The organism is Kitasatospora sp. NPDC034023 (genome assembly GCF_055575795.1).
This window is the reverse complement of record NZ_JBVIRY010000020.1, coordinates 22,742-49,656: the sequence shown is the minus strand read 5'-3', so window position 1 is coordinate 49,656 and position 26,915 is coordinate 22,742. Positions and strand designations below refer to the sequence as shown.

The following is a 26,915-nucleotide window of genomic DNA, read 5'->3' as shown; positions in this document are numbered from 1 at the left end:
TGCGGCGGATCCCGCCGGGGCGGGGATCCGCCTCCCTCCTCGGAGGGAGATCGCGGGCGACCGGTGCGGGAGCCCGGCGGCATGGTTGACCTGGCAGGATGGCCGGATGCCCAAGATCGCAGCGCTCAAGGCCCGCGCGCCCGGGAACGGTGTGTCCACGACGGCCGTACCCAGGTTTCTCGCGCCGCTGCTGGCCGGCGCCACGTACGCGCGGCTGGTGCACCTGCTGGTCGGGTGGATCTTCGCGGGCGTCGTGCTGATGATCTATCCGGGGACGTACCACAAGGGCCTCGGCGAGATCCTGATGGCGAGTGTCACGTCGGACACCGTGCTGCTGGTGGTGGTCGCCCTCGTGCCGGCGGCGCGGCGCGCCGAGGGGGTGCAGGCCCGGCTGCTGCTGGTGCCCGACCGCGAGGAGGACATCGCCATCGACCCCTCCCGCAGCTGGGCCGACCGGCGGCGGACGGCCGGCTGGCTGGTCGGGCGGGTCGCGCTCGGTTCGGTGGTCGGGTTCGCGATGGCCCTCGGCCTGGCCGCGGCCTACGGTCGGCTGACCGGCCCGGACGCGCTCCGGTACCTCCCGCTCCTCCCGCTGCTGGTGCTCGGCTTCGGCTGGTTCCTGGTGTACGCGGGCCGACTCCAACTCGCCCTGGCGGTAAGACTGCTGGGCCCGTCCCCGGCGGAGCGGCTGGCGGAGGCGGAGCTGCGGGCCGAACGACTGCTGGAGCGCAACCGGTTGGCGCGCGAACTGCACGATTCGATCGGCCACGCACTGACGGTGACGGTCCTTCAGGCGGGCGCGGCGCGCGAGGTCGGGGACCCGGCCTTCGTCGCCAGGGCGCTCGAAGTCATCGAGGAGACCGGGCGCCAGGCCATGGAGGACCTCGAACGCACCCTCGTCCTGCTGCGCGAAACCCCGGCCGGGGCGAACGGCGTGGCCACCGAACAGCCCGGTATCGACCAGCTGCCCGCACTCTTCGACACCGCCCGCGCGGCCGGCAGCCCGGTCGAGGCGCGGATCGACGTGCCGGTGGGCGCGCTGCCCGGGGTGCTCTCCCGCGAGTCGTACCGGATCGTCCAGGAAGGGGTCACCAATGCGCTCAAGTACGCGCCCGGCGAACCGGTCGACGTCCGGATCGCCGTACGGGCCGGGCAGTTGGAGCTGCGCTGCGCCAGCCGGCTGCCCGGCGGCGGGGCGAGGCCCTCGGTGGGCGGGGTGCGGACGGCGGCAGGCGGGGCGCGCAAGGGCGGCAAGGGCCTGCGCGGCATCCGCGAGCGCGCCACGCTGCTCGGCGGGGAGTCGACGGCTGGGGCGGCGGAGGACGGGAGCGGGGAGTGGGTGCTGACCGTCCGGCTGCCCCTACGCTTGGGCTCGTGACGAACGATCTTGTGGCGGACAGCCCGAGCGGGGGTGCGCGGGGATGGCCGGAGATGTGCGCGGGATGACCGGGGGTGCGCGGGGGATGGCCGGGGGCGCTACGGGGATGACGGACATCCTGCTCGCCGACGACGAGGAGCTGGTCCGGGCCGGCATGCGGGCCGTCCTGGAGGCGCAGGGCGACCTGCGGGTCGTCGGCGAGGCGGCCGACGGCGCGGAGGCGGTCGCCCTGGCGCGTGAACTGCGCCCGCACGTCGTGCTGATGGACGTCCGGATGCCCGTGATGGACGGACTGGCGGCCACCCGTGAGCTGCTGCGCCCCGTCGCCCCGGGGGAGCGGCCGCCGCGGATTCTGGTCGTGACCACCTTCGAGAACGACGACTACGTCTACCAGGCGCTGCGTGCGGGCGCCGACGGCTTCCTGCTCAAGCGCTCCCGCGCGGCCGAGATCGCCCACGCGGTACGGCTGGCGGCGGCGGGTGAGTCGCTGCTGTTCCCGGCCGCGATCCGCCGCCTGGCCGCCGGGCACGGCAACCCGACCGCCCGCGCCGCCATGGAGCGGGCGGCGTTGACCGAGCGGGAGGCGGAGGTGCTGCGGCTGGTCGCCCGGGGCCTCAGCAACGGGGAGATCGCCGAGCAGCTGTTCCTCGGTGTGCAGACGGTGAAGACGCACGTCAGCAGCGTGCTGGCGAAGCTGGGTGCGCGCGACCGCACCCAGGCGGTGATCGCCGCGTACGAGTCGGGGTTCGTCGAGCCGTCGGAGTAGTCCCCGTAGCCCCCCGTAGCACCCGTAGCCCCCATGGTCTTCGGGCCCCGTGGCCTCCGTGGCCTCCGTGGGCCCGGCAGGGGGTGGCGGGCGGCGGGTGGCGGCTCAGGCCGGGTAGGCGTGGGTCTGGGTGGCCTTGACCGAGGCCCAGACCGTGACCCCCGGCGCCAGTTCCAGCTCCGCGACGGCGGCCGGGGTGAGGTCGGCGGCCATCGGCAGGTCGCCGGCCAGGTCCGCGCGGACCCGGTCGCCGTGCAGGTCCAGGCTGGTGACCTCGACCTGCCACAGGTTGCGCGCGCTGGACCGCGGCCGCTCCCGGTAGAGGGTCACCGCGGACGGCGGGAAGGCGACGAACGCCGGGCCGTCCAGTTCCTCGGCGGTGGCCAGGACGGTGCCGTCCGGGAGCGTGACATGCGTCCCCTCGGCCCGGCCCTGGTACAGGTTCAGCCCGACCAGGCGGGCGATGTAGTCGGTGCGCGGCCGCCGGGCCACCTCGGCCGGGCTGCCGGACTGCACCTCGTGCCCGTGCTCGATCACCACCAGCCGGTCGGCCAGCACCATCGCGTCCAGCGGGTCGTGTGTCACCAGCACCGCCACCGCGTCGAACTCGGCCAGGTGGCGCCGCAGTTGGGACCGTACGTCGAGGCGGGTGCGGGCGTCCAGGGCGGCCAGCGGCTCGTCCAGCAGGAGCAGTCGGGGGCGGACGGCGAGCGCCCGGGCCAGCGCCACCCGCTGCGCCTGACCGCCGGAGAGCCGGCCGGGGCGGACCGAGGCGTGGTCGGCCAGGCCCATCCGCTCCAGCCAGGCGGCGGCCTCGGCCCGGGCCGCGCGCTTGGGGCGGCCCTGGCAGCGCGGGCCGAACGCGATGTTGTCGAGCGCGCTGAGATGCGGGAAGAGCAGGTAGTCCTGGAACACCACGCCGACCGGCCGCTCCTCGGCGGGGGTGTGCACGCGCCCGGCCGGGTCCTCCAGGGTGTCGCCGTCCAGGCGCAGGTGGCCACCGGAGAGCGGGAGCAGGCCGGCGAGGGCGCGCAGCGCGGTGGACTTGCCGGCACCGTTCGGGCCGAGCAGCGCGATCACCTCGCCGGGGGCGGCGGTGAGGGCGAGGTCGAGGGTGAACGCGGCGCGGTCGACCCGTAGCCGGGCGTCGAGGGCGGCGCTCGGGAGGCGTTCGGTGTGCGCGGGGTTCGAGGTGCTCATCGGGTCGGCGTCCAGGCGTTTCGGGCGTTTCGGGCGTCTCGGGTGTCTCGGGTGTCTCGGGTCGGTGTCCGGGCGTTCACGGGGGCGTCCGAGGAGGCGCGGGCGGGGGCGGGCGGTGTCACGGGGTCGACAGCCAGCGGTCGCGCAGGCCGACCAGGACGGCGACGGAGACCACGAGCAGTACCAGCGACAACGCGATCGCGGCCTGCGGGTCGGACTCCATGGCCAGGTAGACGGCCAGCGGCATGGTCTGGGTGCGTCCCGGGAAGTTGCCCGCGAAGGTGATCGTCGCGCCGAACTCGCCGAGCGCCCGGGCCCAGGCCAGCACGGCCCCGGCGGCGATCCCCGGTGCGATCATCGGCAGGGTGACCCGCCGGAACGCGGTCAGCCGGGAGGCGCCCAGGGTCGCGGCGGCCTCCTCGTAACGGGGGTCGGCGGCCCGCAGCGCGCCCTCGACGCTGATCACCAGGAACGGCATCGCCACGAACGCCTCGGCGATCACGACCCCGGTGGTGGTGAACGGCAGCGTGACGCCGAAGGCTGAGTCCAGCCAGGAGCCGACGATGCCGCGCCGCCCGAGCACCAGCAGCAGCGCCACACCGCCGACCACCGGAGGCAGTACCAGCGGCAGGGTGACCAGCGCCCGGATCACCCGTCGGCCCGGCAGCTCGGTGCGGGCGAGCAGCCAGGCCAGCGGGACCCCGAGGACCAGCGACACGGCGGTCGCCGCCGTCGCGCTGATCAGCGACAGGCGCAGCGCGTCCCAGACGGCGGGGCTGGTGAGCTGCTCGGACAGGGCGCTCCACGGCGCCCGGACCAGGAGGCCGACCAGCGGGAGGATCAGGAACGCCAGCCCGAGCAGCGCCGGGAGCAGCAGGGTGACCGGGACGCGGTGCGTGCGCGACCGGCGCCGGCGGCGCGGCAGGACCTGCGCGGGTCCTGCCGCGTCGCCGGCGGTCCGGTCCCGGCGGTCCTGGGGGCCGCGGCTCGCGCGCTGCTTCCCGGGGCCGGTGGTGCGGTCGCTCACGGTGCCTGGAAGCCCGCCGCGGTCAGCACCTGCTTGGCCTCGGGCGACTGGATGTACGCGACGAAGGCGGCGGCGCCGTCCTTGTTCGGTGCCTTGGCGAGGGCGGCGATCGGGTAGTCGTTCACGGCCTTGTCGGCCTCGGGGAAGTCCACACCGTCGATCTTCGCAGCATCGGCCTGCACGTCGGTCTTGTACACCAGTGAGGCGTCGACCTCGCCCAGTTCGACCTTGGTGAGCGCGCCCTTGACGTCCTGCTCCAGGGTGACCGGGGTGAGGTCGACGCCGGCGGCCTTGAGCGCGGTCTGCGCGGCGGCGCCGCAGGGCACCTCCTTTGCGCACAGCGCGACCTTCACACCGGAGCCGGTGAGGTCCTTGAGGCCCGCGATGTGCTTGGGATTGCCCTTGGGGACGGCGATGGTGAGCGTGTTCTTGACGAAGGTCGCCGGCTGGCCGCTCGCGCCGCCCGCGTCGGTCACGGTCTTCATGGTGGCCGGGCTGGCGGCGGCGAACACGTCCGCCGGGGCACCGGAGTTGATGCTGGTCGCGAGGCTGGAGCTGCCGCCGAAGTTGAAGGTGACCTTGCTGCCGGGGTTGGCCGCCTCGAACTTCTTGCCCAGCTCGGTGAAGCTCTCCTTGAGCGAGGCGGCGGCGAAGACGGTGATGGCGCCGCCGGCCTTCGGCACACCGCCACCCGCGGCGGCGGAGGACCCGGAGGAGGAGGCGGTCGACGCCGCGGAGCCGGAGGACTTGCCGCCGTCGCTGCCGCAGGCGGTGACCCCGAGGCTGAGGGCGAGGGCCGCTGCGGCGACGGCGAGTCTGCGGGTGGTGCCGGTCGTTCGGGTGCTCATCGGTGATTCCCCTCCGGGGTGCGCGCCGGAAGGGGCGCGAGGGACTGGCCGCAGCTGCGGCCATTACGGCGATCATAGTGCCGCAAATGCGAGCGATAAATCCTCTGTTGCTTCGCACAGGTGGGGACGGGTGGGGGCCGCGGGCCTGCTGTGGGATGGCTCAAACGGGCGCGGTGGGGGTGGCCGACGGGGTGGTCGACAGGGTGGTTGGCAGTGGTCGACAGGGTGGTTGGCGGGATGGCGCGGGCGTGGGCGGCGGGGCGGCGGGGCGGCGCGGTGATGTCGTGGGCGTGGGGTGATGTCGGGGGCGTGGGGTGGCGTGGGGTGAGGTCGGGGCGTGCGGAAAATGCGTCGCGCCAAGGCGGTCGAGCGGTCAGAGTGGTCGCCGTCCGTACACACGACCGAGCTGCGCGTGCGAGCCACCACGGCCGCGGAAGCGCGCCGCCACGGTCGGACCAAGGGGAGGAGTCCGTCCATGTCCACGCTGCGCGTCACCGTCGAGAAGCTGACCATCCTGGAGCACCCGAACGCCGATGCTCTGGAGCTCGCACAGGTCGGCCTCTACCGGGCGGTGGTCGCGAGGGGCGCGTACCGGACCGGAGACCACGCCGTCTACATTCCCGAACAGTCCGTCCTCCCCGAGGAGTTGATCGCGGAGCTCGGCCTGACCGGCAAGCTGGCCGGCTCCCGGGCGAACCGGGTGAGGGCGGTACGGCTGCGCGGTGAGCTGTCCCAGGGCGTCGTCTGCCGGCCCGCCGCACTCGCCGACACCGACCTGGCGGCCGCGGCCGAGCAGGGCGCGGACTTCGCCGAGCTGCTCGGCGTGGTCAAGTGGCAGCCGCCGGTGCCGACCTCGATGAGCGGCGACGTGGTCAGCGCTCCGGACCTGCTGCCCTGGGTGGACATCGAGAACCTCAAGCGCTACCCCGACGTCTTCGAGCCCGGCGAGCCGGTGGTGCTGACCGAGAAGCTGCACGGCAGCTGCTGCCTGGTCACGTACACCGCCGAGACCGGCGAGGTGCAGGTGTCGTCCAAGGGGATCGGTGCGAAGGGGCTGGCGCTGGCCGAGGACGAGCGCAACCTCTACTGGCGGGCGGTGCGCGCGTACGACATCCCGGCGGTGGCGGCCCGGCTGGCGGAGCGGCTCGGCGCCGAGCGGGTCGGTATCTTCGGCGAGGTCTTCGGCGAGGGCGTGCAGGACCTGGCCTACGGGGTCTCCGCGCGCGCCGGGCGGCCCGGGTACGCGGCGTTCGACGTGTCGGCCGTGGTGGACGGGCGGCTGACCTGGCTGTCCGCGCCCGAACTGCTGGACGGTGAGCTGCCGTTGGTGCCCGAGCTGTGGCGCGGGCCGTTCGACCCGGAGACCGTGCTGGCGCACGCCCACGGCAAGGAGACCTGCTCCGGGCGCGAACTCCACCTGCGCGAGGGCGTGGTGGTGCGGCCGGTGACCGAGCGCTGGAGCATGAAGCTCGGCGGGCGGGCGATCGCCAAGGTGGTCAGCGACGCCTACCTGACGCGCAAGGGCGGCACCGAGTACGAGTAGGCCGAGAGGCCGACGGGACCGGCTGCCTTGGCTGTCCCGTCGCCGCGCTGGCCGCGCTGGCTGCGCCGGCCGCGCCGGCTGTCCTGGCGGCACTGGTTGCACGATCCTTCCGGCATTGACTACCCGTCAGTAGAGTTGTCGGTGCGCATCCCTGTGCAGAAGGAGTCACCCATGGCCACCGAAACCGTCATACCCGGACCGGTCGGCAATCCGCTGGTCGGGTCGCTGTTCGACCTCACCCGCCGGCCGCTGCGCACCTACCTCGCGGCGCGCCGCGACCACGGCGACGTGGTGCGGCTGCAGGCCGGCCCGCCCGGACTGCGGGTCGAGTTCTACGCGGTGTTCTCCCCGGACGGGGTCCAGAAGGTGCTGGGCGGGGAGGCGGCCAACTTCCGCAAGGAGAGTGCCTTCTACGACGAGCTGCGGACCAGCGTCGGCAATGGCCTGCTGACCAGCCAGGACGAGGACTACCAGCGCCAGCGCCGACTGATCCAGCCGCTGTTCACCCACCGCCGGGTGGACGGCTACGCGGACGTGATCGCGCGGGAGGCGCAGTCGCTCACCGAGCGCTGGCGCGCGGTGCCGGACGGGGTGGTGGACGCGGCGGAGGAGATGTCGCGGTTCGCGATGCGGGCGGTCGCGCGGATCCTCTTCGGCGCGGACGTGGAGGAAGCGGTCGAGGTGGTCCACCACAACTTCCCGCTGCTCGGCGAGTACGTCAAGGAGCGCGGCTTCGCCCCGGTCCGGGTCCCGCGCACCTGGCCGACCCCGGGCAACCGGCGCGGCCTCGGCGCCCAGCGGGCGCTGTACGAGGTCTGTGACCGGATCATCGCGGAGCGCGCCGCGCGCGGGGACAACGAGGACGCGGACGACCTGCTCACGCTGCTGGGGCGGGCGCGCGGCGAGGACGGGGAACGGCTGGACCCGGACGAACTCCGCGACCAGGTCCTGGTGTTCCTGATCGCCGGGCACGAGACCACGGCCACCTCGCTGGCCTTTGCGCTGCACCTGCTGGCCAAGCATCCGGAGCACCGGAAGCTCGCCCAGGAGGAGGCGCGGACCGTCCTGGCCGGGCGGGCGCCGACGGCGGCGGACCTGGAGGCACTGCCCTACATCACCCGGGTGCTGAAGGAGGCGATGCGGCTCTACCCGGCGGCGTCGCTGGTCGGCCGGCGGGCGGTCGACGAGACCGTCATCGACGGGTACGTCATCCCGGCGGGGGCCCAGGTCGTCGTCGCGCCGCTGGTCACCCACCGGCACCCCGACCACTGGGCGGACCCGGAGCGCTTCGACCCGGACCGCTTCCTGCCGGAGGAGGAGAAGGCCCGGCACCGCTACGCCTGGTTCCCGTTCGGCGGTGGGCCGCGGGCGTGCATCGGGCAGCACTTCTCGATGCTGGAGTCGGTGCTGAGCCTGGCGGTGCTGCTGCGGGACTTCGAGGTGGAGGCGGTGGACCGGCGGGTCGCGCTCGCCCAGGGGATCACGCTGCGGGCGGCGAGCCCGATGCGGATCCGGGTGGCGGCCGCGGGCTGAGCTGGTTCGGCGGTCGGCGGTCGGCGGTCGGCGGTCGGCGGTCGGCGGTCGGCGGTCGGCGGTCGGCGGTCGGCGGTCGGCGGTCGGCGTTCAACTTTCAGCGGACAGATGACAGATGTCAAACTCTGTTATCCGTCTGCTGTTTGTTGTTTGCCGCCTGCCGTCCGGGCATACGACCGGGTCATTCGAACACACCGCCCGTCGCTCGTGGGCAGCTTTTCAGATCTTCGGGTGGCGGTTTCCGGCCCCTCGATAGCGTCCCACGCACCCCAGGCCGAAAGCGCACATGCGAATGGCATATGACGAGACCGGGTCCCCACGGATCTGACAGCGCCTCGCCGCCGATCGCATGGAGTCCGCCCGGCCCGGGGAGCCCGGGCGCACCGCGAACCGCCCCGGGCCCGACCGGTCGACCGGAGGTCCCATGGGCACCCTCAACCCCCTCAGTCTCGGCTGGCTGACCCCCGCCCTCTCGTACCTGATGGCCTGCGCCGGCGCCGCCCTCGGGCTGCGCTGCACGCTGCGCGGTCTGGCCGCGAGCGGTGCCGCCCGGCGGAACTGGCTGGTCACGGCCGCCGCCGCGATCGGCTCCGGCATCTGGACCATGCACTTCGTCGCCATGTTCGGGTTCGCCGTCGACGGCACCGAGCTGCGCTACAACGTCCCGCTGACCGTCCTCAGCCTCGTGGTCGCGGTGCTGGTCACCGGCCTCGGTCTGACCGTGGTCTGCTACGGCGCGCACCGCGGCCTCTCCCTGCTGGCGGGCGGTGTCACCACCGGCCTCGGCGTCGCCGCGATGCACTACCTGGGCATGGCCGCCGTACGAATGCACGGCGCTCTGAGCTACGACGCCGGGACGGTCGCGCTGTCCGTACTGGTCGCGGTCGGCGCCGCCACGGCCGCGCTCTGGGCCGCCGTGACCATCCGCAACGTCTACGCGGCCGGGGCCGCCGCGCTGGCCATGGGCCTCGCCGTCAGCTGCATGCACTACACCGGCATGGCCGCCGTGCACGTCCGGTTGGAGCCGGGCCGGGGCGGCCTCGGCGGGGCCGGCGCGATGGAGCTCGTCTTCCCGCTGGCCGTCGGCCTCGGCTCGTTCCTCTTCCTCGCCTCGGCCTTCGTCGCGCTCTCGCCGACCGCCCAGGAGCGGGCCGGCTACCGGGAGGCGGGCGAGCCGGCAATCGAGGAGCTCCCCGCCACTGCCGCGCCCCCCGTGCCCGAACCGCCCGAGCCCGCTCTCCCCGGAGTCGAGCGCCACGACGCGGAGCACCACGACCGCGCCGCCTGAGCGCGGCAACCTGAGCGCGGCCACCTGAGCGCGGCCACCTGGACACTGCGTGCCCGGGCGCGTCAGGCCTCGTGCGGCTCCCGACCACTCCGCCTCCGCCTCCGCCCGCCCCTGCCCCGCCCGAAAGGCTCCTCATCCATGCGAGAAGACCGCGGTACCGCCCCCGGTGCCCGTCGGGGTGCCCATGCCGGGCCGCCCGCCCGTCCACCGCGGCCCGGCACATGGCTGCACGGGCTGCACGGGCTGCGCCCCCGGACCGTCCGGGCCCGGATCATCGCCCTGCTGATGGTCCCGGTCGTCTCGATCATCGCCCTGTGGGGGTTCGCCACCGTCACCACCGCCCAGGGCGTCTGGGATCTGCTGCGCCAGCGCGACGCCCAGCGCACCGTGCTCACCCCCGTCGCCGGGACCATCGTCGGGCTGCAGGCCGAACGCGCCGCAGCCGGTCAGCTGCTGGCCGCCCCGGCGACCGCCCCCACCGAGGCCCGGGTGAGCGCCCTGCGCGAGGCCTCGGCCACCACCGACCGCGCGATCACCCCGCTGTACCCCGATCCCCGGCACCCCGACCAGGGCTACAACCGCGCCGACGCCCAGGGCCTCGGTGGTGACGCCGCCGCCCGCCTGGACGCCCTCGGCGCCGCCCTCGCGGCCCTGCCCGAGCTGCGCGGGCGCGTGCTGGCCAGGAGCGTCGGCTGGCCCGAGGTGTACGCCGCGTACGGCGAGGCGGTGGACCGGGCGCTTGCCGCGGCCGGCGCCGTCACCCTGCTGCAGGACCATCCGGCCGCCGCCGACAGGAGGGCGCTGCTCGAGCTGGCCCGCTCCCGCGAACTGCTGGCCCGCGAGGACGCGCTGCTGCGAGTCGCCCAGCTCACCGGCGCGCTCGGCGACGACCAGCTGCGCGAGTTCTCCGGCACGGCCTTCGCCCGGCGGGAGTTCGAGCGGAGCTCCGCCGCCGACCTGCGCCCCGCCGACCGGGCGGCGCTGCTCGCCGTCACCGGCGGCCAGGATCATCGCGAGCTGGTCGGGTACGAGGAGAGGGTCCGTGCCGCCGACGGTCGGACGGCCGTCGCCGCGGTGCCGGCGGACCGGTGGGCGGTGGTCGCCGGGAATGTCGTGAGCGGCCTGCGCGCCATCGAGGGCCAGGCCGGACGGGTTGCCTCCGATCGCCAGAGTCCTTACGCCCTGGGCCTGTTCACCCCAGCCGGGATGGCCGTGCTGCTCGGTCTGGTCGGCGTGGTCGCCTCGCTGGTGATCTCGGTGCAGATCGGGCGCGGACTGGTGACCGACCTGATCGGCCTGCGCAATACGGCGCTTGAGCTGGCCGGTCGCAAACTGCCCGCCACCATCCGGAAGTTGCGGGCGGGCGAGGAGGTGGACATCGGAGCCGAGGCCCCGGGGCCGGTGGGCGGGGGTGACGAGATCGGCCAGGTGCACCGGGCGCTCGGCACCGTCCTGCGGGCGGCCGTCACGGCGGCGGTCGAGCGGGCCGAGGTGTTGTCCGGGGTATCCGGGGTGTTCGTCAACCTCGCGCGGCGCAGTCAGGTCCTGGTGCACCGCCAACTCGCCCTGCTGGACGCGATGGAGCGCCGCACCGAGGACCCGTCCGAGCTGGCCGACCTGTTCCGGCTCGACCACCTCACCACCCGCATGCGCCGCCACGCCGAGGGCCTGATCATCCTCTCCGGCGCCGCCCCCGGCCGGGCCTGGCGCAGGCCCGTCCCGCTGGTGGACGTGGTGCGCGCGGCCGTCTCGGAGGTCGAGGAGTACGCCCGGGTCGAGGTGCACCCGCTGCCGCGCGCCGCCGTCGCCGGGCACGCCGTCGCGGACCTCACCCACCTGGTCGCCGAGCTGGTCGAGAACGCCACCGGCTTCTCCCCGCCGCGCACCCGGGTGCACATCCGGGGTGAACAGGTCGGCACCGGCTACGCGTTGGAGATCGAGGACCGCGGCCTCGGCATGGGCCCGGAGGCCCTGGCCGCCGCCAACCGCCGGATCGCCACGGCCGAGCAGACCGACCTCTTCGACAGCGACCGGCTCGGCCTGTTCGTGGTCAGCCGGCTCGCCCGGCGGCAGGACGTCAAGGTCTCGCTGGTGACCTCCGCGTACGGCGGCACCACCGCGGTGGTCCTGCTGCCCACCGCGCTGCTGACCGACGGGGCGGCGGACGGGCTGCATCAACCGTACGATCCGGTGCCGGAGCCGGGCGTCGCACCGGTCGATCCTGCCGCACCGGTCCCGGTCGGGCGCGCGTACCCGGGTTGGGTCGAGCGGGAGTTCGGCCCGACGGGCGGGGACAGCCTGCGCGATGCGGGGAGTGAAGGACTTCCGGCGGTGGGTGGGCCACCGCCGGAGGGTGGGGCACTGCCGCCGTTCGGCGTCCGGGGGAGCGACCCCGGGCCGGTGCGCCGCACCCCCATCCGGGCCTCGAGTGCCCGGGTGGCCGGCCCGGCTGCGGACGGGGGCCCGGGTGCCGCCGTCCGTCCGCAGTCCGGGCCGCCGCAGCCGTACCGACGGAGCCTGGAGTCGGAGTCGGATCCGCAGCCGGATCAGGTGCCCGCCGATCGCCAACTCGATGCAGGGCGCCAGGAGTTGCCGCGTCGGACCCGTCAGGCGAGCCTCGTTCCGCAGCTGCGCGAGGCCCCGACCGGACCGGGCCCCGGCCCCCGCCGTATGACCGCCGCCACCGCCCGACCGCCCACGGCGCCGGGTACGGGCCCCGAACGTCGCGCCCACGAGGGTGACGGTCACGAGGGCCGCAGCCCCGAGGCGGCGCGTGCGGCGATGGCGGCCTTCCAGGACGGGTGGGCGCGCGGCCTGCGCCCCGAGGGCGGACGGTACGACCGTCTCGCGGACCGGCCCGCCGGCCGACCCACCGCTCAGCAGCCCGCCGACCTCCCACCGCCGCAGGGCCCGCGCGGTCCCCTGTTCCCGCCCCGACCCGAAGGAGAGCGCCCGTGATCGGCACCACCCACCGCGCAGGAGAACTGAACTGGCTCCTCGACGAGCTGGTCCGGCGCGCCCCCGAGGTCCGCTTCGCCGTGATGCTCTCCGCCGACGGACTGGCCACGGGCGCCTCGGCCGGCCTGCCGCGCGAGGACGGCGAGCACCTGGCCGCCATCGCCTCCGGCTTCCACAGCCTGGCCAAGGGCGCCGGACGCCACTTCGGCGCGGGCGAAGTCCGGCAGACCATGGTCGAGTTGGAGGGCGGCTACCTGTTGGTCGCGGCCGCCGGGGAGGGCACCTGCCTGGCCGTGTTCGCCACCGCCCGGGCCGACCTCGGTCTGATCGCCTACGAGATGGCCGGACTGGTCCGCCGGGTCGGGGAGCACCTGAGCACCCCGGCGCGCGCGGTGGACGGCTGGTGAGCCCGGTGCCCCGCCCGTCCGCCGAGGGGCCGTCTGCCGAGCGGCCGTCCCGCGAGGGGTGGTCCGCCGAGCGACATCCGGAACACCCGCCGGCCGAGGCCGGGCGACACCCCCGCAACCCGCTCGCTGCCGCCCACCGGGCCCGCTGGTACGACGAGGAGGCCGGCCCGCTGGTCCGCCCGTACGCCATGACGCGGGGGCGCACCGGGGCCGGCGGGCAACAGCTCGACCTGATCGCCGTCGTCGTCAGCGTCCTGCCCGACCCGGCGCTCGTCCCGGACGCGCCCGAGCCGCCGGTCGGTCCCGAACAGGCGCGCATCCACGCGCTGTGCCGGGGCACCCCGCTGTCCGTGGCCGAGCTCGCCGCCGACCTCGACCTGCCGGTGGGCGTCGTACGGGTGCTGCTCGGCGACCTGCTGGCGGCCGGACTCATCCGGGTCAACCGCCCCGTCCCGCCCGCCCTGCTCCCCGACGAGCGCATCCTCCAGGAGGTCATCCATGGACTCCGCGCACTCTGACCACCGATCCGGTCCGTCCGATCCGTCCTGCTGGTCTCACCGGTCCGACCCGTCCGACCCGTCCGACCCGTCCGACCCGTCCGGGGCTTCCGGGGCTTCCGGGTCTTCCGGAGCGTCGGTGGCGGAGGACCCCGACGGCACCGTGCTCGCGCTCAAGATCCTGGTGGCGGGCGGCTTCGGGGTCGGCAAGACGACGCTGGTCGGCGCGGTCAGCGAGATCCGCCCGCTGCGCACCGAGGAGCGGCTGACCGAGGTCGGGCGCGGGGTGGACGACCTCGACGGTGTGGAGTGCAAGAGCACCACGACGGTGGCGATGGACTTCGGGCGGATCACCATCCGGGAGGGTCTGGCGGTCTACCTCTTCGGCACTCCGGGGCAGGACCGCTTCTGGTTCCTCTGGGACGAGTTGGCCCAGGGCGCGCTGGGTGCCGTGGTGCTCGCCGACACCCGCCGCCTGACGGACTGCTTCCCGGCCGTCGACTTCTTCGAGCACCGGGGCATCCCGTTCGTGGTCGCGGTCAACCGGTTCGCCGGGGCCGGGGAGTTCGGCCCGGACGAGGTTGCCCGCGCGCTGGACCTGGACACCGGCACGCCCGTGCTGCTCTGCGACGCGCGCCACCGGTCGTCGGGGAAGGAGGTGCTGATCAACCTGGTCGAGCACGCCGGCCGGGTGCGCGCCGCCCGGCTGCTCGCGGACGCCGCGCCGGCGGGGTTCGGGTGAGGTGGTGTCGGTGTGACGGGCGTCGGCGGTCAGATGACAGCTTTCGGATAACAGCGTTCAGCTGACAGAGTTCAGCCGACAACTGACAGCTGACAGATTTCGAAATCTGTCAGCTGTCAGTTGGTACCTGTTACCTGTCGCCCCTCACCCCGCCGACCGTCGGCCGCCGTCCGCGCCGGGGCCGCCAGGTCGCAGGGGCACGTTCAGCTGTGCCACTGGAAGACGATCTTCGTCCAGGCGGACCCCGGGCAGTTGCCCCAGACGTCCCAGGCCTCCGGCCGCGCGCCGATCCACAGGCCGGTGGTGTGCGTGCCGTTGGCACAGTAGGTGATGGTGCGCAGCCAGCCGGAGTAGATGTTGCAGTAGCCCTCCCAGCGCCAGCCGTAGTTCGCGGTGATGACGCAGTGGTAGGGCGCGGCGGCGACGGTGTTCGACGCCGCGATGGACCCGGGGGTGATGCTCTGGTCCGGGGCGGGCGCCGCCGCGGCCGGCAGGGTGGTGGTCCCGAGCACGCCGAGGGTGGCCGCGGCGGCCATCCCGAACGTGGCGATCTTCCTGGCGATGCAGCCTCGCATGGTGCTTCTCCTTGCTGGACGGTTCTCAATGGGTGGAGCGCCCCGGCCGTCCGGATGCGTGGGCGGGGACGAATTCCCGCTCCCCGTACGGCCGGTGACGTATTGCATACGAATGACTGCGGACAGTGAGACGACGAACTATGATGTGACCTGTGTCACAACGGCTCCGATTGGGCTGCGACCAGGCCCGATCGGGCGTTCGGGGTGCCGATTCCCGGGGAGAGCGGCATGGCGGATTGCGGCGGTCGACGAGTGGGCGGCGGGCCGGAAAAGGGTTTCGGCCCGTGCGAGAGCGGCGGTCAACCGGCCGATTTCAACCGGCTGTTCACCGATCTGCTGCCCCGCCTCCAGCAGGCGGCCGCCTCGCTCACCGGAAGTCCGCTCGCCGCCGGGGACGTCGTCCACGACGTCTACCTGCGGATCGCCCGCCGGCCGGAGCGCTTCCTCGGCCATCCGCAGCCGTACGCCTACGCGTTCACCGCGATGGTGAACATCCTGCGCGACCAGTGGCGCCGGGAGCGCCGGAGGGTCCCGATGCCCGAGGTGCCGGAGGCGGGCGAACGGGCCGGGCGGGGCTGCGCGATGCCCGATCCCCGGGCGGGTGGGATGGCCGAGCTGCAGGCGCGCTGGGAGGTGGTCCGGCTGCTGGGCTTCCTGACCGCCAAGCAGGCCCGCGCGGTGGCGCTGGTCGACCTCGACGGCTACAGCGTCGACGAGGCCGCCGAACTGCTCGGGCTGCACCGCAGCACCCTGGCCGTCACCCGCCGCCGGGCCCACGGGCGGCTGCGCGCCGTCCTCGAACGGGAGCGCGAACGGGAGCGTGGGCGGGAGGGTGAGCGGGAGGGTGAGCGGGGCGCGGACTGGGGTCGTCCGCCGCCCGCCGCGCGGCGGCCCGACGCACCGAGCTGACGGCAAGTCAGCTGATGCGCCGCCCCGGCCCGTACGCTCAAATCGTGATCACGTACGAGGACCGCCGCTTGCGTGCCCTGGCCGAGGGCGGCCGCTGGCACGAGCTGCTCGCCGCCTACCGGCAGGGCCGGGCGGCCGCCGTGGTCGAAGCGGGGGAGGAGACCGCGGCGGCCCTGACCGCGCCGCTCGGCCATCTGATCGCCTACGCGGCGCCGCCCGAGCTGGCCGTCCGGTTGTTCGACCGGGACGGCGGCGAGGGGACGGTCGCCGGGGTGGCCGACCACGACGCCGGCCCGCTGTGGGAGGTGCTCGCGACCCGGCACTCCTGGCTGCGGCTGGCGCCGCTGCTCGGCCCGGCCCCGGTGCGCCGGCTGGTCGCGCACACCCGGGTGCTGCTCGGCGAGGACCTCTCGTACGGGGCCGAGCCCGATCCGGAGGGTGTGCCGCTGCGGCTGGAGCCGTGGGAGGCGGCGGGGTGGGAGGAGCCGGCGCGGGTGCGGGAGTACCTGCCCGGCGGAGGCGCGCGGAGCGCGCTGCTGACCCTGCCGGCCAGCCGGGAGGGCCTGGGCGAGGTGGAGCTGCCGGCGCCCGTGGCGCGGGCCGACGGCCGGCCGGTCGGGCAGCGGGTCACCCGGGCGCTGGCCGAGCTGGGCGCGCTGGCGCCGTGGGCGGAGGTGGTCTGTGTCCGCGGCCAGGCCCCGCTGGCGGCCGCGCTGCTGGCCCGTGGCCGCCGGGTGGTCGGCGGGTACCTGCCGTTCGCGCTCGCCTACCCGGCGCTGGTACGGGCCGCCGCCGTCGGACGGGCGCAGGGCTGCGCGCACGGGCGGCTGGGGCTGTGGCGGGCGCTGGCGGCGATGGCCGGGGCGGACGGGCCGGTGCCGGGTGAGGTGAACGCGCTGGTGGCCCGGATGCGCTGCTTCACCTGGCACGAGCCGGCGGCCGGGCTGCACCACCTGCACGTCGCGCTGGAGGATCCGGCCAGCGGGGTGGCCTGGGCGGTCAGCGGCTCGCAGGAGCTGTGACGGGCGGCCCATGGCGTCGGGGCCGGGGGACGGAAGGGCCCCCGGCCCGGCGCCGTTTCCGGGGGATGGGGGAGGCGCCGGACCGGGGGAGTGAAGGGGACGCGCGGTCGCTCAGGCGGCGGCGGGCGCGGCGCCCCGGGCGGGGGCGGTCTCGGGCTCCGGCGCCGGGCCGCCTTCGCCGTGGCCGTCGGTGCCGTGGCCGTCGGTGTCGTGGCCGTCGGTGCCGTGGCCGTCGACCAGGGTCAGCTCGTCGAACGGCACCTCGCCGGCCAGCACCCGGTGGGCGCGCTCGGTGTCGAGCTCACCGGTCCAGTGCCCGATCAGCACGGTGGCGACGGCATTGCCCGCGAAGTTGGTGAGCGCGCGGGCCTCGGACATGAAGCGGTCGATGCCGACGATCAGGCCGACCCCGTCCACCAGCGCGGGCTTGTGCGACTGCAGCCCGCCCGCGAGGGTGGCCAGGCCGGCGCCGGTGACCCCGGCCGCGCCCTTGCTCGCGATCACCATGAACACCAGCAGAGAGAGCTGCTCGCCGATCGACATCGGCTTGTCCATCGCCTCGGAGATGAAGATCGAGGACATGGTGAGGTAGATCGCGGTGCCGTCGAGGTTGAAGCTGTAGCCGGTCGGCACGGTGATGCCGACGACCGGGCGGCTGACGCCCAGGTGCTCCATCTTGGCGATCAGGCGGGGCAGCGCGCTCTCGGAGGAGGAGGTCGAGAGGATGAGCAGGAACTCGCGGCCGAGGTACTTCAGCAGCGCGAACACATTGACCCCGGCGACCAGGCGCAGCAGCGTGCCCAGCACCACGACGACGAACAGCGCGCAGGTCAGGTAGAAGCCGATCATGATGACCGCGAGGCTCTTCAGCGCGGCCGTGCCGGTGGCGCCGACCACGGCGGCCATCGCCCCGAAGGCGCCGATCGGCGCGACCCACATGATCATCGCCATGACGCGGAAGACCAGCCGCTGCACGTGTTCGATCCCGCGCAGCACCGGGGCGCCGACCGGGCCCATCGCCTGCAGGGCGAAGCCGGTGAGCAGGGCGACCAGCAGGGTCTGCAGCACCTTGCCCTGGGTGAGGGCCGAGAACATGGTGTCGGGGATCATCCCGAGCAGGAAGTCGGCAGTCGACTGGGCTCCGCCGGCCGCCGCCTGGGCGTGGCCGGACTTGGCCAGCGCGGCGGTCAGGTGCAGGCCGCCGCCGGGCTCCAGCAGGTTGCCGACGACCAGGCCGATGGCCAGTGCGACGGTCGACATGACGAGGAAGTAGCCGAGGGCCAGGCCGCCGACCTTGCCGACCTTCGCCGCCTTGGTCACCGAGCCGATGCCCAGCACGATGGTGCAGAAGATCACCGGGCTGATCATCATCTTGATCAGATTGACGAACCCGGTGCCGACCGGCTTCAGCTCCACGGCGAAGCCGGGGGCGGCCAGCCCGACCACCACGCCCGCGATCACCGCGGCGATCACGGCGAGGTAGAGGTAGTGGGTCCGGTCCTTGTGTCTGGGTCCCCCCGCCGTTGCGGCTCCAGCGATCGACATCTGCGGCTCCTTCGCCCTGCAGTCCTGGCGGCCCCGGGTGGTGGGCCGCTCCGAACTATGTGCCGAGGCGTGACGGAGGTCACGTTTGCGTTCATAGAGTTCACGATCGGTGCAGCAGGGTCGGCCGAGCGGCCCGTGGTGCACACTGGCTGGCATGTCCGAGCGCACCGCCCCCACCGCCCCGCGCCGACGGCTCTCCCTGCTCCGCCTGCTCCGTCCGTCCCGCCTGCTCCGTCCGTCGAGGTTGCCCCGTCCGTCGGGTGTGCCCCGCAGGTTGCCCCGGCGCCTTCCCCGTCGGCTGGTCCGCAGCCTGGCCGGGCAGCTGTTCGTCGTCCAGGTGGTGATCGTCGCCGCCGTGGTCGCGGGCGGCGCGGTGCTTGCGTACCTCTTCACCGCCGACCGGAACGAGGACGCGGCCCGCCGCCAGGTCACCGCGGTCGCCCACGCCGTCGCCGACTCGCCGTCCGTCCGGGCCGCGGTCACCGGCCCGGACCCGACCACGGTGCTCCAGCCGTACGTCGAGCAGGTGCGGACGGACACCGGGGTCTCCTTCATCACCGTCATGGACACCGACGGCGTGCGCTGGACCCACCCGCTGCCCGAGCAGATCGGCAAGCGCTACCTCGGACACATCGACTGGGCGCTCGCCGGGCAGACCCGCAGCGAGACGTACACCGGCACGCTCGGCCCGTCCGTCCGGGTGGTCACGCCGGTATGGGACGACCGGCACCGGGTGATCGCGCTGGTCAGCGCGGGCCGCACCGTCGAGTCGATCTCCGCGCAGCTCAGCGGCCCGCTGATGGCCCTGGTCGGGGTGGCGGTGGCCGCGCTCGCGCTCGGCGGAGTCGGCACCTATCTCGCCAACTCCCGGCTGCGGCGGCACACTCACGGCATGGGGCCGGACGAGCTCAGCCACCTCTACGAGTACCACCAGGCCACGTTGCGCTCGGTGCGCGAGGGACTGGTCCTGCTGGACCGCTCGCACCGGGTCGTGCTGTGCAACGACGCCGCCCGCGAACTGCTCGGCCTGGCAGGCGACGTGGACGGGCGACCGGTGGCGGAACTGGACCTGCCGGAGGCGCTGGTGGCGGCCGTCCTGGGTGAAGAGCCGGTCCGGGACGAGGTGCACCTGACCGCCGAGCGGGTCGTGGTGCTCAACACCTCGACCATCGGCACTGGCCTCGGCCGGGTGGTCACCCTCCGGGACCACACCGAACTGCAGGCGCTCAGTGGCGAGTTGGACTCCGTCCGCGGCTTCACCGAGGCGCTCGGTGCCCAGGCGCACGAGGCCGCCAACCGGTTGCACGCGGTCGTCTCGCTGATCGAACTCGGCCGCCACGAACAGGCGGTGGAGTTCGCCACCGCCGAACTCGAGCTCGCCCAGCAGCTCACCGACCGGGTGGTCGCCGCGGTGGGCGAGCCGGTGCTCGCCGCGCTGCTGCTCGGCAAGGCCTCCCAAGCCGCCGAGCGGGGCGTGGAGTTGACCCTCACCGAGGACAGCAGGATCGACGACGGGGTGCTCCCGCCCGGGCTCTCCGCCCGGGACCTGATCACCGTCCTCGGCAACCTGATCGACAACGCCGTGGACGCCGCCATCGCCGGAGCCGCGCAGAGCCCCGTCCCGCCGGAGGTCACCGTCACGGCGCGGGTCGATGGCGGTGGGTTCTCGGGCGGTGGCCCCGCGGGCGGCGATGGCTCCTCGGAGGACGGCGGCTCCTCGGGCGGCGGTGGCTCCTCGGACAGCGCTGGTGGTGAGGGCACGGACGGCGACTGTCTGCTGCTGCGGGTCGCCGACACCGGCGCGGGCATCGACCCCTCGGCCGTCGAGGACGTGTTCCGGCGCGGCTGGAGCACCAAGCAGGACGGCCGCGGGCACGGCCTCGGGCTGGCGCTGGTCGCCCAGGCCGCTCGGCGCAACGGCGGCACCGTCGAGGTCGGGCGCGAGCGCGGCGCGGTGCTGACGGTCCGGCTGCCACTGGCCGGCCGACCGGGGGACCCGGGGGAGTCGGGGGAGTCGGAGATGTCGGAGGAACCGCAGGGGTCGGGAGGGCCGAGAGGGCGTGAGCCGGAGGGGCGGGAGCGGCAAGGACGCGAGCCGGAAGGGGTTCGGGCATGACCTCGCGCCACGAAACCGAGCCGCCGGGGATCTCCGTCCTGGTCGTCGAGGACGACCCGGTGGCGGCCGCCGCGCACACCCTGTACGTCGAGCGCGAGCCCGGTTTCCACGCCGCCGGCACCGTCCACAGCTGCGCGGACGCGCTGCGCTTCCTGGACCGGGCCCGCGCCGCCGGGACTCCCGTCGACCTCACCCTGCTCGACCTCTACCTGCCGGACGGCCACGGGCTGCAGCTGTGCCGTACGCTGCGCGCCGCCGGCCACAGTACCGACGTCATCGCGGTGACCTCGGCGCGCGACCTCGCGATGGTCCGGCAGGCGGTCTCGGCCGGGGTCGTGCAGTACCTGCTGAAGCCGTTCAGTGCCGCCGCCCTGCACGACCGGCTGGAGCGTTACGCCCGCTACCGCGACAGTCTGGGGCGCACCGGCGAGGCCACCGGCCAGGACGAGGTCGACCAGGCGTTCGCCCTGCTCCGCACCCCCGAGCGCAGCACCCTGCCGAAGGGGCTGAGCGCGCCCACCCTGGACACCGTCGCCTCGGTGCTGCGGGAGGCCGCGACCGGGCTGTCGGCGGCGGCCGCGGGCGCCGCCGCCGGGGTCTCGCGGATCACCGCGCGGCGCTACCTGGAGCACCTGGTGGACACCGGGCGGGCGGTGCGGGAGCCGCAGTACGGCAACGTCGGGCGGCCGGAACTCTGCTACCGGTGGAAGGCGAAGCCCTGAGGACCGGACGCGAGGCCGGGCGGGCCGGGTGGGGCGTGACCTTTCGGTGCGGCGGTCGTTGAGAACGGCAGGGGGAGTCGGAGGAGGGCGTGGGGCGGAACCGGGGGAGGTTCACCCGCTCGGGTGGTTCTGGGTGACCCGCGGGCATTCCGCCAGGTCAGGAGCGATAAAGTTAGGCTTACCTAACTTCTTCTGGGGGTTGTCGTGTCGCTCGCTGCCGTACCTGCCCAGGCCGCCTCCGGAGCCCCGGCCCCGGCTCTGGCCCCGCCCCCGGCCACCGGTGAGGCCATCCTGCGCCGTCAGCGCGTCCGCGAATCCGCCGCCAGAACGTACGCCCGCTCCTTCCCGATCGTCCCGGTCCGCGCCAACGGCATGACCGTCGAGGGCGCCGACGGGCGGCGCTACCTGGACTGCCTCTCCGGCGCCGGCACGCTCGCCCTCGGCCACAACCACCCGGTGGTGCTGGAAGCCATCCGCCGCACCCTCGACAGCGGCGCCCCGCTGCACCTGCTCGACCTCGCCACCGCCGAGAAGGACGACTTCACCAGCGCTCTGTTCGAGAGCCTGCCCGCCGAGTTCGCCACCCGCGCCCGGGTGCACTTCTGCGGCCCGGCCGGGACGGACGCCGTCGAGGCCGCGCTCAAGCTGATGCAGACCGCCACCGGCCGCCCCGGCGCGCTCGCCTTCACCGGCGCGTACCACGGCATGACCGCCGGCGCCCTCGCGCTCACCGGCAACGTCGCCGTCAAGGAGCCGCTGCCGAGCGGCGGCGAGGTCGTCCGGCTGCCCTACCCGTACGGCTACCGCTGCCCGTTCGGGGTCGGCGGCGAAGCGGGCGCCGCCCTCGCCGCGACGTACGTCGAGCGGCTGCTGGACGATCCGGCGGGCGGTGTGGTGCCGCCCGCCGCGATGATCCTGGAGGCCGTCCAGGGCGAGGGCGGCGTCGTTCCCGCCCCCGACGGCTGGCTGCGCGAGATGCGCCGGATCACCACCGAGCGCGGCATCCCGCTGATCGTGGACGAGGTGCAGACCGGCGTCGGCCGGACCGGCGCGATGTGGGCGGTCGAGCACAGCGGAGTCGTCCCGGACGCGATGGTGCTCTCCAAGGCCATCGGCGGCAGCCTGCCGCTCGCCGTCGTCGTCTACCGCGAGGACTACGACGGCTGGCGGCCCGGCGCCCACACCGGCACCTTCCGCGGCAACACCCTCGCCATGGCCGCCGGAGCCGCGACCCTGCGGTACGTCGCGGCGCACGGCCTGGCCGAACGGGCGGCCGTCGTCGGCGAGCGGATGACGGCCCGGCTGCGCGAACTCGTGGGCGAACTGCCGGTGATCGGCGACGTGCGCGGGCGGGGGCTGATGCTGGGGGTCGAACTGGTCGACCCGACGGCCGAGGCCGATGCCTGCGGGGCCCACCCGGCGGACCCGGCGCTCGCCGTCCGGGTGCGGGAGGCGTGCCTGGCGCGGGGGCTGATCGTCGAACTCGGCGGGCGCCACGACGCGGTACTTCGGCTGCTCCCGCCGCTCACCATCACGGACGAGCAGGTGGCGGCGGTACTGGAGCGGCTCGCGGACGCGATCGCGGCGGCTTCTTCTTCTTTGGTGGAGGCTCCTGGGGCTGGGGCTGGGGCTGGGGCTGGGGCTGGGGCTGGGGCTGGGGCTGCGGCGGCGTCGCCGTCGGCGCGTGGTGCGGGGAAGGCCGAGCGGTGAGCGGGCCCGGAACCGGACCGGTCGGGCTGCCGGGGGGCGAGGTCGCGCCGGACGCCTTGTCCGGCGGTGCGGCCGGGCCCGGTGCGCTCGGGCCACTGCTGGCCACCGTCCTCGACGCCCTGGACACCGGCACCGCCATGCGCTCCGGACCACTGCCGGCCGGCAGCCCCGCCGAGATCGCCGCGCTGGTCGGCGACGCCCTGGCCGCCGCCCGCGGCCGCGACGCGCTCGCCCGCCTCACCGAACTCCTCGCCTACGGCGCCGCCGACCCCGCCGACCCCGCCTGCGCCGCCCACCTGCACTGCCCGCCGCTCGCCGTCGCCGCCGCGGCCGACCTCGCCGTGAGCGCCCTCAACCCGTCACAGGACTCCTGGGACCAGGCCCCCGCCGCCACGGCGCTCGAGACCGCGCTGCTCGCGGAACTCGCCGAACTGGTCGGCTACGACCCCCGGCGCTCCACCGGGGTCCTCACCTCCGGCGGCACCGAGTCCAACCTGATGGGGCTCATGCTCGCGCGCGACCAGAAACTCGACGGCATCGTGGAGCTGGACGGGATCCCGGCGGGCGCCCGGCCGTGCATCTTCGCCTCCGAAGCCGCGCACTTCTCCGTCCAGCGCGCCGCCGCACTCCTCGGACTCGGCGAACGGGCCGTCGTCCCCGTCCCCGTCGACCGTCAACTCCGGATGCGGGAAGACGAGTTGGAGCGGGCACTGGCCGAGGCCGGCTGGGCGGGACGGACCCCGATCGCCGTCGTCGCCACCGCCGGCACCACCGACACCGGAGCCGTCGACCCGCTGGCCGCCGCCGCCGACCTCGCCGGACGGTACGGCGCCTGGCTGCACGTCGACGCCGCGTACGGCGGCGGGGCGCTGCTCTCCGACCGGCTCGCCCCGCTGCTCGACGGCATCGCCCGCGCCGACTCGGTCTCCCTCGACTGGCACAAGCTCGGCTGGCAACCGGCCGCCGCCGGGATCTTCCTGGTCCGCCGCGCCGAAACGTACGTCTCACTCGCCCGCCGTGCCGAATACCTCAACCCCGTCGACGACGAACAGGCCGGCTACCCCAGCCTGCTCGGCCGCTCCCTGCGCACCACCCGCCGCGCCGACGCCTTCAAACTCGCCGTCACCCTGCGCACCCTCGGGCGAGAGGGCCTCGGCCGCCTCGTCGACACCTGCCACGACCTCGCCCACGTCGCCGCCGACGCCATCCGCGCCGACCCCTCCCTCGAACTGCACGCCGACCCCGTCCTCACCGCTGTCCTCTTCCGCTACCGCCCGCAGGGTGTGACGGACGGGGAGGCACTCGACGAGCTGAACGGCCGACTGCGGCGGCTGTTGCTGCGCAGCGGGCGGGCGGTGGTCGGGCGCACGGAACTGCCGGGGGCGGGGCCGGGCCGAGTGCGGTTGAAGCTGACGCTGCTCAACCCGCACACGACAGCCGGGGAGGTCGGGACGCTGCTGCGGGAGGTGGTGGGCGCGGGTCGCAAGGTGGCGGGCGAACGGGCGGGGTAGCGGCTCCTCCAGAGGCGCCGTGCTCCACTCGTCGTGCTTCAAGCGTCGCGGTTCGGGCGTCGTGGTTCACGTATCGCGGCTCGGGCGTCACACGGTTCGTGTGGCGCCCTTTCTTCTGTTCCCAAATCAGAAGCCTTTTTCCGGAGCGGTGTTGGAGGAAGTGACACTGGCGTGGGAGGCTGTTCGGGGCTATCGGACCGTGCCCTGACAATGTCCGTGGACATAGCTTCGCGAGGGTGTACAGGCTGTTTCCGGCCGCCCGGTGATCACATTCCGCCAACCCCCGGGTAGGGCTTGCGGAGATCCCGAAGAGCGGCGGTAACTTCATGTGGCCGCAGCCCCACCATGCGCACACGGCACCCCGGGGTAGGTCGCCTGATCAGGCACTCGTCGCCCAGGCGCGGTGATCACTCCCTGGCATCCGGGTGAACTCCGCCTATCCGCCGTGCATTTCTGTGAACCCCGGTAAATCCACGTGAACCCCCGTCCTGTGACCATGCTGTGAAGCGGAGGCAAGGCATGCGCGAAACCATCCCGGACGACGAGCCGATAACCACCCCGGCGGGCCTGTACGAGGCCCTCCCGTACTCCCGTCGGTGCCGGGAGATCTGGCAGCGGGGCGAGCACCTGCTCATCGGTGTCAGTCCGGGGAACAGCTATTTCAGTCACCGCCGGATCGCCGAACTCATCGGGTGGGGGCTGGAGTTCTTCGAGCGCATCGACATCGTGTACGCCGACCTCCATGTCGCGACCCAGTTCGAGGCCTTCGGCCACACCCCCGAGCACGCGCAGCGGCGGGCCGCCAAGGAGGTCAAGGCCACCGCCCGCCGGATCGACCGGGGCGTGGCGGATTCCGGCTCCCAGAGTGCCGTACGGGTGCACGCCCTGTCCGACTTCACCGCCGACGACGCCTACCGGCGGCTGCATCGCCAGGCCGTCGACGGCCTGCGGACCGACCCGGTGTACCGGGCCGCTGCGGAGGGCATGGCGCGCGGCTTCCTGACCGCCCGGCTGGACGAGGGACTGGCTCCCAACGAGCCCCAACTCGCCGCCGGACTGCGCTACATCACGGCCGAGCTGCCGTTCTTCCTGGACACCCCGGCGCTCCTCGGGGTGTCGTCCTCGGTCAGCTGCTACCACCTGCAGCTGCCGCTCACGCCCGTCCTGTTCGGGCGGGACGAGGGGATGCGGGCGGCGGCGGGCCAGGCCTACGCGGTGGTCCGGCCGGCCCACGTGCCCTCGGTTCCGGCCGTCCTCGCGTCCGAGCTGCCGGCGGCGGGGCGCGAACCGGTCGTGACCGGAGCCGCGCCGGTCGGAGCCGGTCCCGCCCGGGCCGCATAGCCAACTCCCTGTCCCTCTCCGGGCTTACCGCCGCTTCACCCAAGGAGCCACACGTGACGGAACTGCTGACGACCGACCTGACCTTCCCGCTCTCCAGGCGGGGCGACGTGCTCCCCGAGGAGGCCAACCGGCTGCGCGAGCAGCAACCGATCGCCCGGGTCCGCACCATGACCGGCGACCCCGCCTGGCTGGTCAGCAGCTACGAGCTGGCCAAGCAGGTGTTGGAGGACGAACGGTTCAGCCTCAAGGACACCGCCAACCCCGGTGTCCCGCGCCAGTACGCGCTGACCATCCCGCCGGAGGTGGTCAACAACATGGGCAACATCAACAGCGCCGGGCTGCGCAACGCCGTCATGAAGACGCTCTCCCCGCGTGCCGACAAGGAACTCGACGGCTGGCTGCAGGCCGAAGCCCACCGCCTGATCGACGCATTGGAAATGCAGGGCGCGCCCGGCGAACTGCGCGACGGCTTCACCGAGCCGTACTCGGCCGCGCTGCACTGCCGACTGCTCGGCATCCCGTCCGACGACTGGCGGCGGCTGATGTCCGGAATCGACGTGGCCTTCCTGACCAGCCCGGTGCCCTTCGAGGGGGCAACGCCCAACTGGTACAGGGACCTCGGCTACATGCTGGGGAAGCTCAACGCCGATCCGGAGCCGGTGGACGGGCTGCTCGGGCGGTTCGCCTGGCTGCGCCGCTCCCCGGACGTCTCGGACCGGGTGAGCGACGAACTGCTCGCCACCGTCGCCCTGTCGCTGTTCGGCGCGGGCGCGGTGTCCACCTCGGCCTTCCTGCTGAACGCCGTCATCTATCTGTGTGAACAGCCCGAACTCGCCGAGCGGTTGCGGCGGGAGCCCGCGCTGATCGGCCGCGCGGTGGACGAGCTGCTGCGGGTCAACCTGTCGATCGGTGACGCGCTGCCGCGGCTGGCGCTCGCGGACGTCCAGGTGGGCGATGTCCTGGTGCGGGAGGGCGAGTTGGTGCTCGTCCTGGTCGAGGGTGCCAACCACGACCCGGCGGTCTTCCCGGACCCGGAGCGGATCGACTTCGACCGGACGGAGAACCCGCACCTCGCCTTCGGGGCCGGCCGCCACTTCTGCCCGGCCTCGGCGCTCGGCCGTACGCACGCCGAGATCGCCGTTACCGCCCTGGTCGAGCGGCTGCCGAAGCTGAGGCTCGCCCTGCCCGTCGAGCAGCTGGCCTGGCGGCCGGGGTTCATCAAGCGCATGCCGGAGCGGCTGCCGGTGGTGTGGTGACGCGGTGCTGCCGGTGGCTGC

General features: G+C 74.2%; 22 protein-coding genes. 17 read left to right on the top strand and 5 right to left on the bottom strand.

Annotated elements, in window-relative coordinates; translation table 11 throughout:
* Positions 1 to 106 precede the first annotated feature (106 nt).
* Complete coding sequence (locus tag ACZ52R_RS25280) at positions 107 to 1,378, top strand: sensor histidine kinase (protein ID WP_465754198.1); 1,272 nt, start codon at positions 107 to 109, stop codon at positions 1,376 to 1,378.
* Between the two features lie 106 nt (positions 1,379 to 1,484).
* Positions 1,485 to 2,144, top strand: a complete 660-nt coding sequence (locus tag ACZ52R_RS25275) for a response regulator transcription factor (protein WP_465620678.1) — start codon at positions 1,485 to 1,487, stop codon at positions 2,142 to 2,144.
* A 105-nt stretch (positions 2,145 to 2,249) separates the two neighbouring features.
* Here ACZ52R_RS25275 and ACZ52R_RS25270 read toward each other — a convergent pair whose 3' ends face one another.
* The 3 genes from ACZ52R_RS25270 to modA all read right to left on the bottom strand — a co-directional run bounded on the left by ACZ52R_RS25270 (position 2,250) and on the right by modA (position 5,219).
* Positions 2,250 to 3,344, bottom strand: a complete 1,095-nt coding sequence (locus ACZ52R_RS25270; protein ID WP_465754197.1) for an ABC transporter ATP-binding protein — start codon at positions 3,342 to 3,344, stop codon at positions 2,250 to 2,252.
* Positions 3,345 to 3,462: 118 nt separating this feature from the next.
* On the bottom strand, positions 3,463 to 4,269 hold the full coding sequence (locus ACZ52R_RS25265) for an ABC transporter permease (RefSeq protein WP_465620890.1): 807 nt from the start codon (positions 4,267 to 4,269) through the stop codon (positions 3,463 to 3,465).
* A gap of 98 nt (positions 4,270 to 4,367) precedes the next feature.
* Complete coding sequence (modA, locus tag ACZ52R_RS25260; protein ID WP_465620675.1) at positions 4,368 to 5,219, bottom strand: molybdate ABC transporter substrate-binding protein; 852 nt, start codon at positions 5,217 to 5,219, stop codon at positions 4,368 to 4,370.
* Positions 5,220 to 5,694: 475 nt separating this feature from the next.
* Between modA and ACZ52R_RS25255 the strand changes: the two genes are divergently transcribed.
* The 7 genes from ACZ52R_RS25255 to ACZ52R_RS25225 all read left to right on the top strand — a co-directional run bounded on the left by ACZ52R_RS25255 (position 5,695) and on the right by ACZ52R_RS25225 (position 14,187).
* Complete coding sequence (locus tag ACZ52R_RS25255) at positions 5,695 to 6,762, top strand: RNA ligase (ATP) (protein WP_465754196.1); 1,068 nt, start codon at positions 5,695 to 5,697, stop codon at positions 6,760 to 6,762.
* 171 nt (positions 6,763 to 6,933) lie between these two features.
* Complete coding sequence (locus ACZ52R_RS25250; protein WP_465754195.1) at positions 6,934 to 8,295, top strand: cytochrome P450; 1,362 nt, start codon at positions 6,934 to 6,936, stop codon at positions 8,293 to 8,295.
* Between the two features lie 424 nt (positions 8,296 to 8,719).
* On the top strand, positions 8,720 to 9,583 hold the full coding sequence (locus ACZ52R_RS25245; protein WP_465754194.1) for an MHYT domain-containing protein: 864 nt from the start codon (positions 8,720 to 8,722) through the stop codon (positions 9,581 to 9,583).
* Between the two features lie 138 nt (positions 9,584 to 9,721).
* Positions 9,722 to 12,541 (top strand): sensor histidine kinase, encoded by a 2,820-nt coding sequence (locus ACZ52R_RS25240; RefSeq protein WP_465754193.1) that lies wholly within the window; start codon positions 9,722 to 9,724, stop codon positions 12,539 to 12,541.
* Positions 12,538 to 12,948, top strand: coding sequence for a roadblock/LC7 domain-containing protein (locus tag ACZ52R_RS25235; protein ID WP_465620666.1), 411 nt, complete (start codon positions 12,538 to 12,540; stop codon positions 12,946 to 12,948). The genes ACZ52R_RS25240 and ACZ52R_RS25235 overlap by 4 nt, the downstream gene beginning before the upstream one ends.
* A 5-nt stretch (positions 12,949 to 12,953) precedes the next feature.
* Positions 12,954 to 13,466, top strand: coding sequence for a DUF742 domain-containing protein (locus ACZ52R_RS25230; RefSeq protein WP_465620888.1), 513 nt, complete (start codon positions 12,954 to 12,956; stop codon positions 13,464 to 13,466).
* Positions 13,467 to 13,584: 118 nt separating this feature from the next.
* Positions 13,585 to 14,187, top strand: a complete 603-nt coding sequence (locus tag ACZ52R_RS25225) for a GTP-binding protein (protein ID WP_465754192.1) — start codon at positions 13,585 to 13,587, stop codon at positions 14,185 to 14,187.
* Positions 14,188 to 14,390: 203 nt separating this feature from the next.
* Here ACZ52R_RS25225 and ACZ52R_RS25220 read toward each other — a convergent pair whose 3' ends face one another.
* Entirely contained in the window at positions 14,391 to 14,762 is a 372-nt protein-coding gene (locus tag ACZ52R_RS25220) for a hypothetical protein (RefSeq protein WP_360490150.1), read from the bottom strand.
* 228 nt (positions 14,763 to 14,990) lie between these two features.
* Here ACZ52R_RS25220 and ACZ52R_RS25215 point away from each other — a divergent pair, with 228 nt between their 5' ends.
* Both ACZ52R_RS25215 and ACZ52R_RS25210 read left to right on the top strand, forming a co-directional pair.
* Positions 14,991 to 15,671, top strand: coding sequence for an RNA polymerase sigma factor (locus tag ACZ52R_RS25215; protein ID WP_465754191.1), 681 nt, complete (start codon positions 14,991 to 14,993; stop codon positions 15,669 to 15,671).
* A gap of 44 nt (positions 15,672 to 15,715) precedes the next feature.
* Positions 15,716 to 16,693, top strand: coding sequence for a hypothetical protein (locus ACZ52R_RS25210; RefSeq protein ID WP_465662230.1), 978 nt, complete (start codon positions 15,716 to 15,718; stop codon positions 16,691 to 16,693).
* A 111-nt stretch (positions 16,694 to 16,804) separates the two neighbouring features.
* On the opposite strand, the gene ACZ52R_RS25205 is transcribed toward ACZ52R_RS25210, so the two are convergent.
* The gene (locus tag ACZ52R_RS25205; RefSeq protein ID WP_465754190.1) at positions 16,805 to 18,238 is read right to left on the bottom strand and encodes a cation:dicarboxylate symporter family transporter; all 1,434 of its coding nucleotides are present in this window, start codon (positions 18,236 to 18,238) and stop codon (positions 16,805 to 16,807) included.
* Between the two features lie 154 nt (positions 18,239 to 18,392).
* Between ACZ52R_RS25205 and ACZ52R_RS25200 the strand changes: the two genes are divergently transcribed.
* The 6 genes from ACZ52R_RS25200 (at position 18,393) to ACZ52R_RS25175 (ending at position 26,894) form a co-directional block, all read left to right on the top strand.
* The gene (locus tag ACZ52R_RS25200) at positions 18,393 to 20,354 is read left to right on the top strand and encodes a sensor histidine kinase (protein ID WP_465620659.1); all 1,962 of its coding nucleotides are present in this window, start codon (positions 18,393 to 18,395) and stop codon (positions 20,352 to 20,354) included.
* Positions 20,351 to 21,076 carry a response regulator gene (locus ACZ52R_RS25195; RefSeq protein WP_360490140.1) on the top strand — a complete coding sequence of 242 codons (726 nt, stop codon included), beginning with the start codon at positions 20,351 to 20,353 and terminating at the stop codon, positions 21,074 to 21,076. The genes ACZ52R_RS25200 and ACZ52R_RS25195 overlap by 4 nt, the downstream gene beginning before the upstream one ends.
* Before the next feature lie 204 nt (positions 21,077 to 21,280).
* Entirely contained in the window at positions 21,281 to 22,786 is a 1,506-nt protein-coding gene (locus ACZ52R_RS25190) for a diaminobutyrate--2-oxoglutarate transaminase (protein WP_465754189.1), read from the top strand.
* Positions 22,783 to 24,297, top strand: coding sequence for a pyridoxal phosphate-dependent decarboxylase family protein (locus tag ACZ52R_RS25185; protein ID WP_465620654.1), 1,515 nt, complete (start codon positions 22,783 to 22,785; stop codon positions 24,295 to 24,297). The genes ACZ52R_RS25190 and ACZ52R_RS25185 overlap by 4 nt, the downstream gene beginning before the upstream one ends.
* Positions 24,298 to 24,816: 519 nt before the next feature.
* Positions 24,817 to 25,638: a tRNA-dependent cyclodipeptide synthase gene (locus tag ACZ52R_RS25180; RefSeq protein WP_465620652.1), complete on the top strand. Its 822-nt coding sequence runs from the start codon at positions 24,817 to 24,819 to the stop codon at positions 25,636 to 25,638.
* Positions 25,639 to 25,691: 53 nt separating this feature from the next.
* Entirely contained in the window at positions 25,692 to 26,894 is a 1,203-nt protein-coding gene (locus ACZ52R_RS25175; RefSeq protein ID WP_465754188.1) for a cytochrome P450, read from the top strand.
* Positions 26,895 to 26,915 lie beyond the last annotated feature (21 nt).

Coding starts and splice junctions, on each gene's coding strand:
- modA (WP_465620675.1), bottom strand. CDS start 5,219: ATGAGCACCCGAACGACCGGCACCACCCGCAGACTCGCCGTCGCCGCA.
- ACZ52R_RS25275 (WP_465620678.1), top strand. CDS start 1,485: ATGACGGACATCCTGCTCGCCGACGACGAGGAGCTGGTCCGGGCCGGC.
- ACZ52R_RS25180 (WP_465620652.1), top strand. CDS start 24,817: ATGCGCGAAACCATCCCGGACGACGAGCCGATAACCACCCCGGCGGGC.
- ACZ52R_RS25215 (WP_465754191.1), top strand. CDS start 14,991: ATGGCGGATTGCGGCGGTCGACGAGTGGGCGGCGGGCCGGAAAAGGGT.
- ACZ52R_RS25270 (WP_465754197.1), bottom strand. CDS start 3,344: ATGAGCACCTCGAACCCCGCGCACACCGAACGCCTCCCGAGCGCCGCC.
- ACZ52R_RS25250 (WP_465754195.1), top strand. CDS start 6,934: ATGGCCACCGAAACCGTCATACCCGGACCGGTCGGCAATCCGCTGGTC.
- ACZ52R_RS25245 (WP_465754194.1), top strand. CDS start 8,720: ATGGGCACCCTCAACCCCCTCAGTCTCGGCTGGCTGACCCCCGCCCTC.
- ACZ52R_RS25240 (WP_465754193.1), top strand. CDS start 9,722: ATGCGAGAAGACCGCGGTACCGCCCCCGGTGCCCGTCGGGGTGCCCAT.
- ACZ52R_RS25205 (WP_465754190.1), bottom strand. CDS start 18,238: ATGTCGATCGCTGGAGCCGCAACGGCGGGGGGACCCAGACACAAGGAC.
- ACZ52R_RS25280 (WP_465754198.1), top strand. CDS start 107: ATGCCCAAGATCGCAGCGCTCAAGGCCCGCGCGCCCGGGAACGGTGTG.
- ACZ52R_RS25220 (WP_360490150.1), bottom strand. CDS start 14,762: ATGCGAGGCTGCATCGCCAGGAAGATCGCCACGTTCGGGATGGCCGCC.
- ACZ52R_RS25255 (WP_465754196.1), top strand. CDS start 5,695: ATGTCCACGCTGCGCGTCACCGTCGAGAAGCTGACCATCCTGGAGCAC.
- ACZ52R_RS25200 (WP_465620659.1), top strand. CDS start 18,393: ATGTCCGAGCGCACCGCCCCCACCGCCCCGCGCCGACGGCTCTCCCTG.
- ACZ52R_RS25195 (WP_360490140.1), top strand. CDS start 20,351: ATGACCTCGCGCCACGAAACCGAGCCGCCGGGGATCTCCGTCCTGGTC.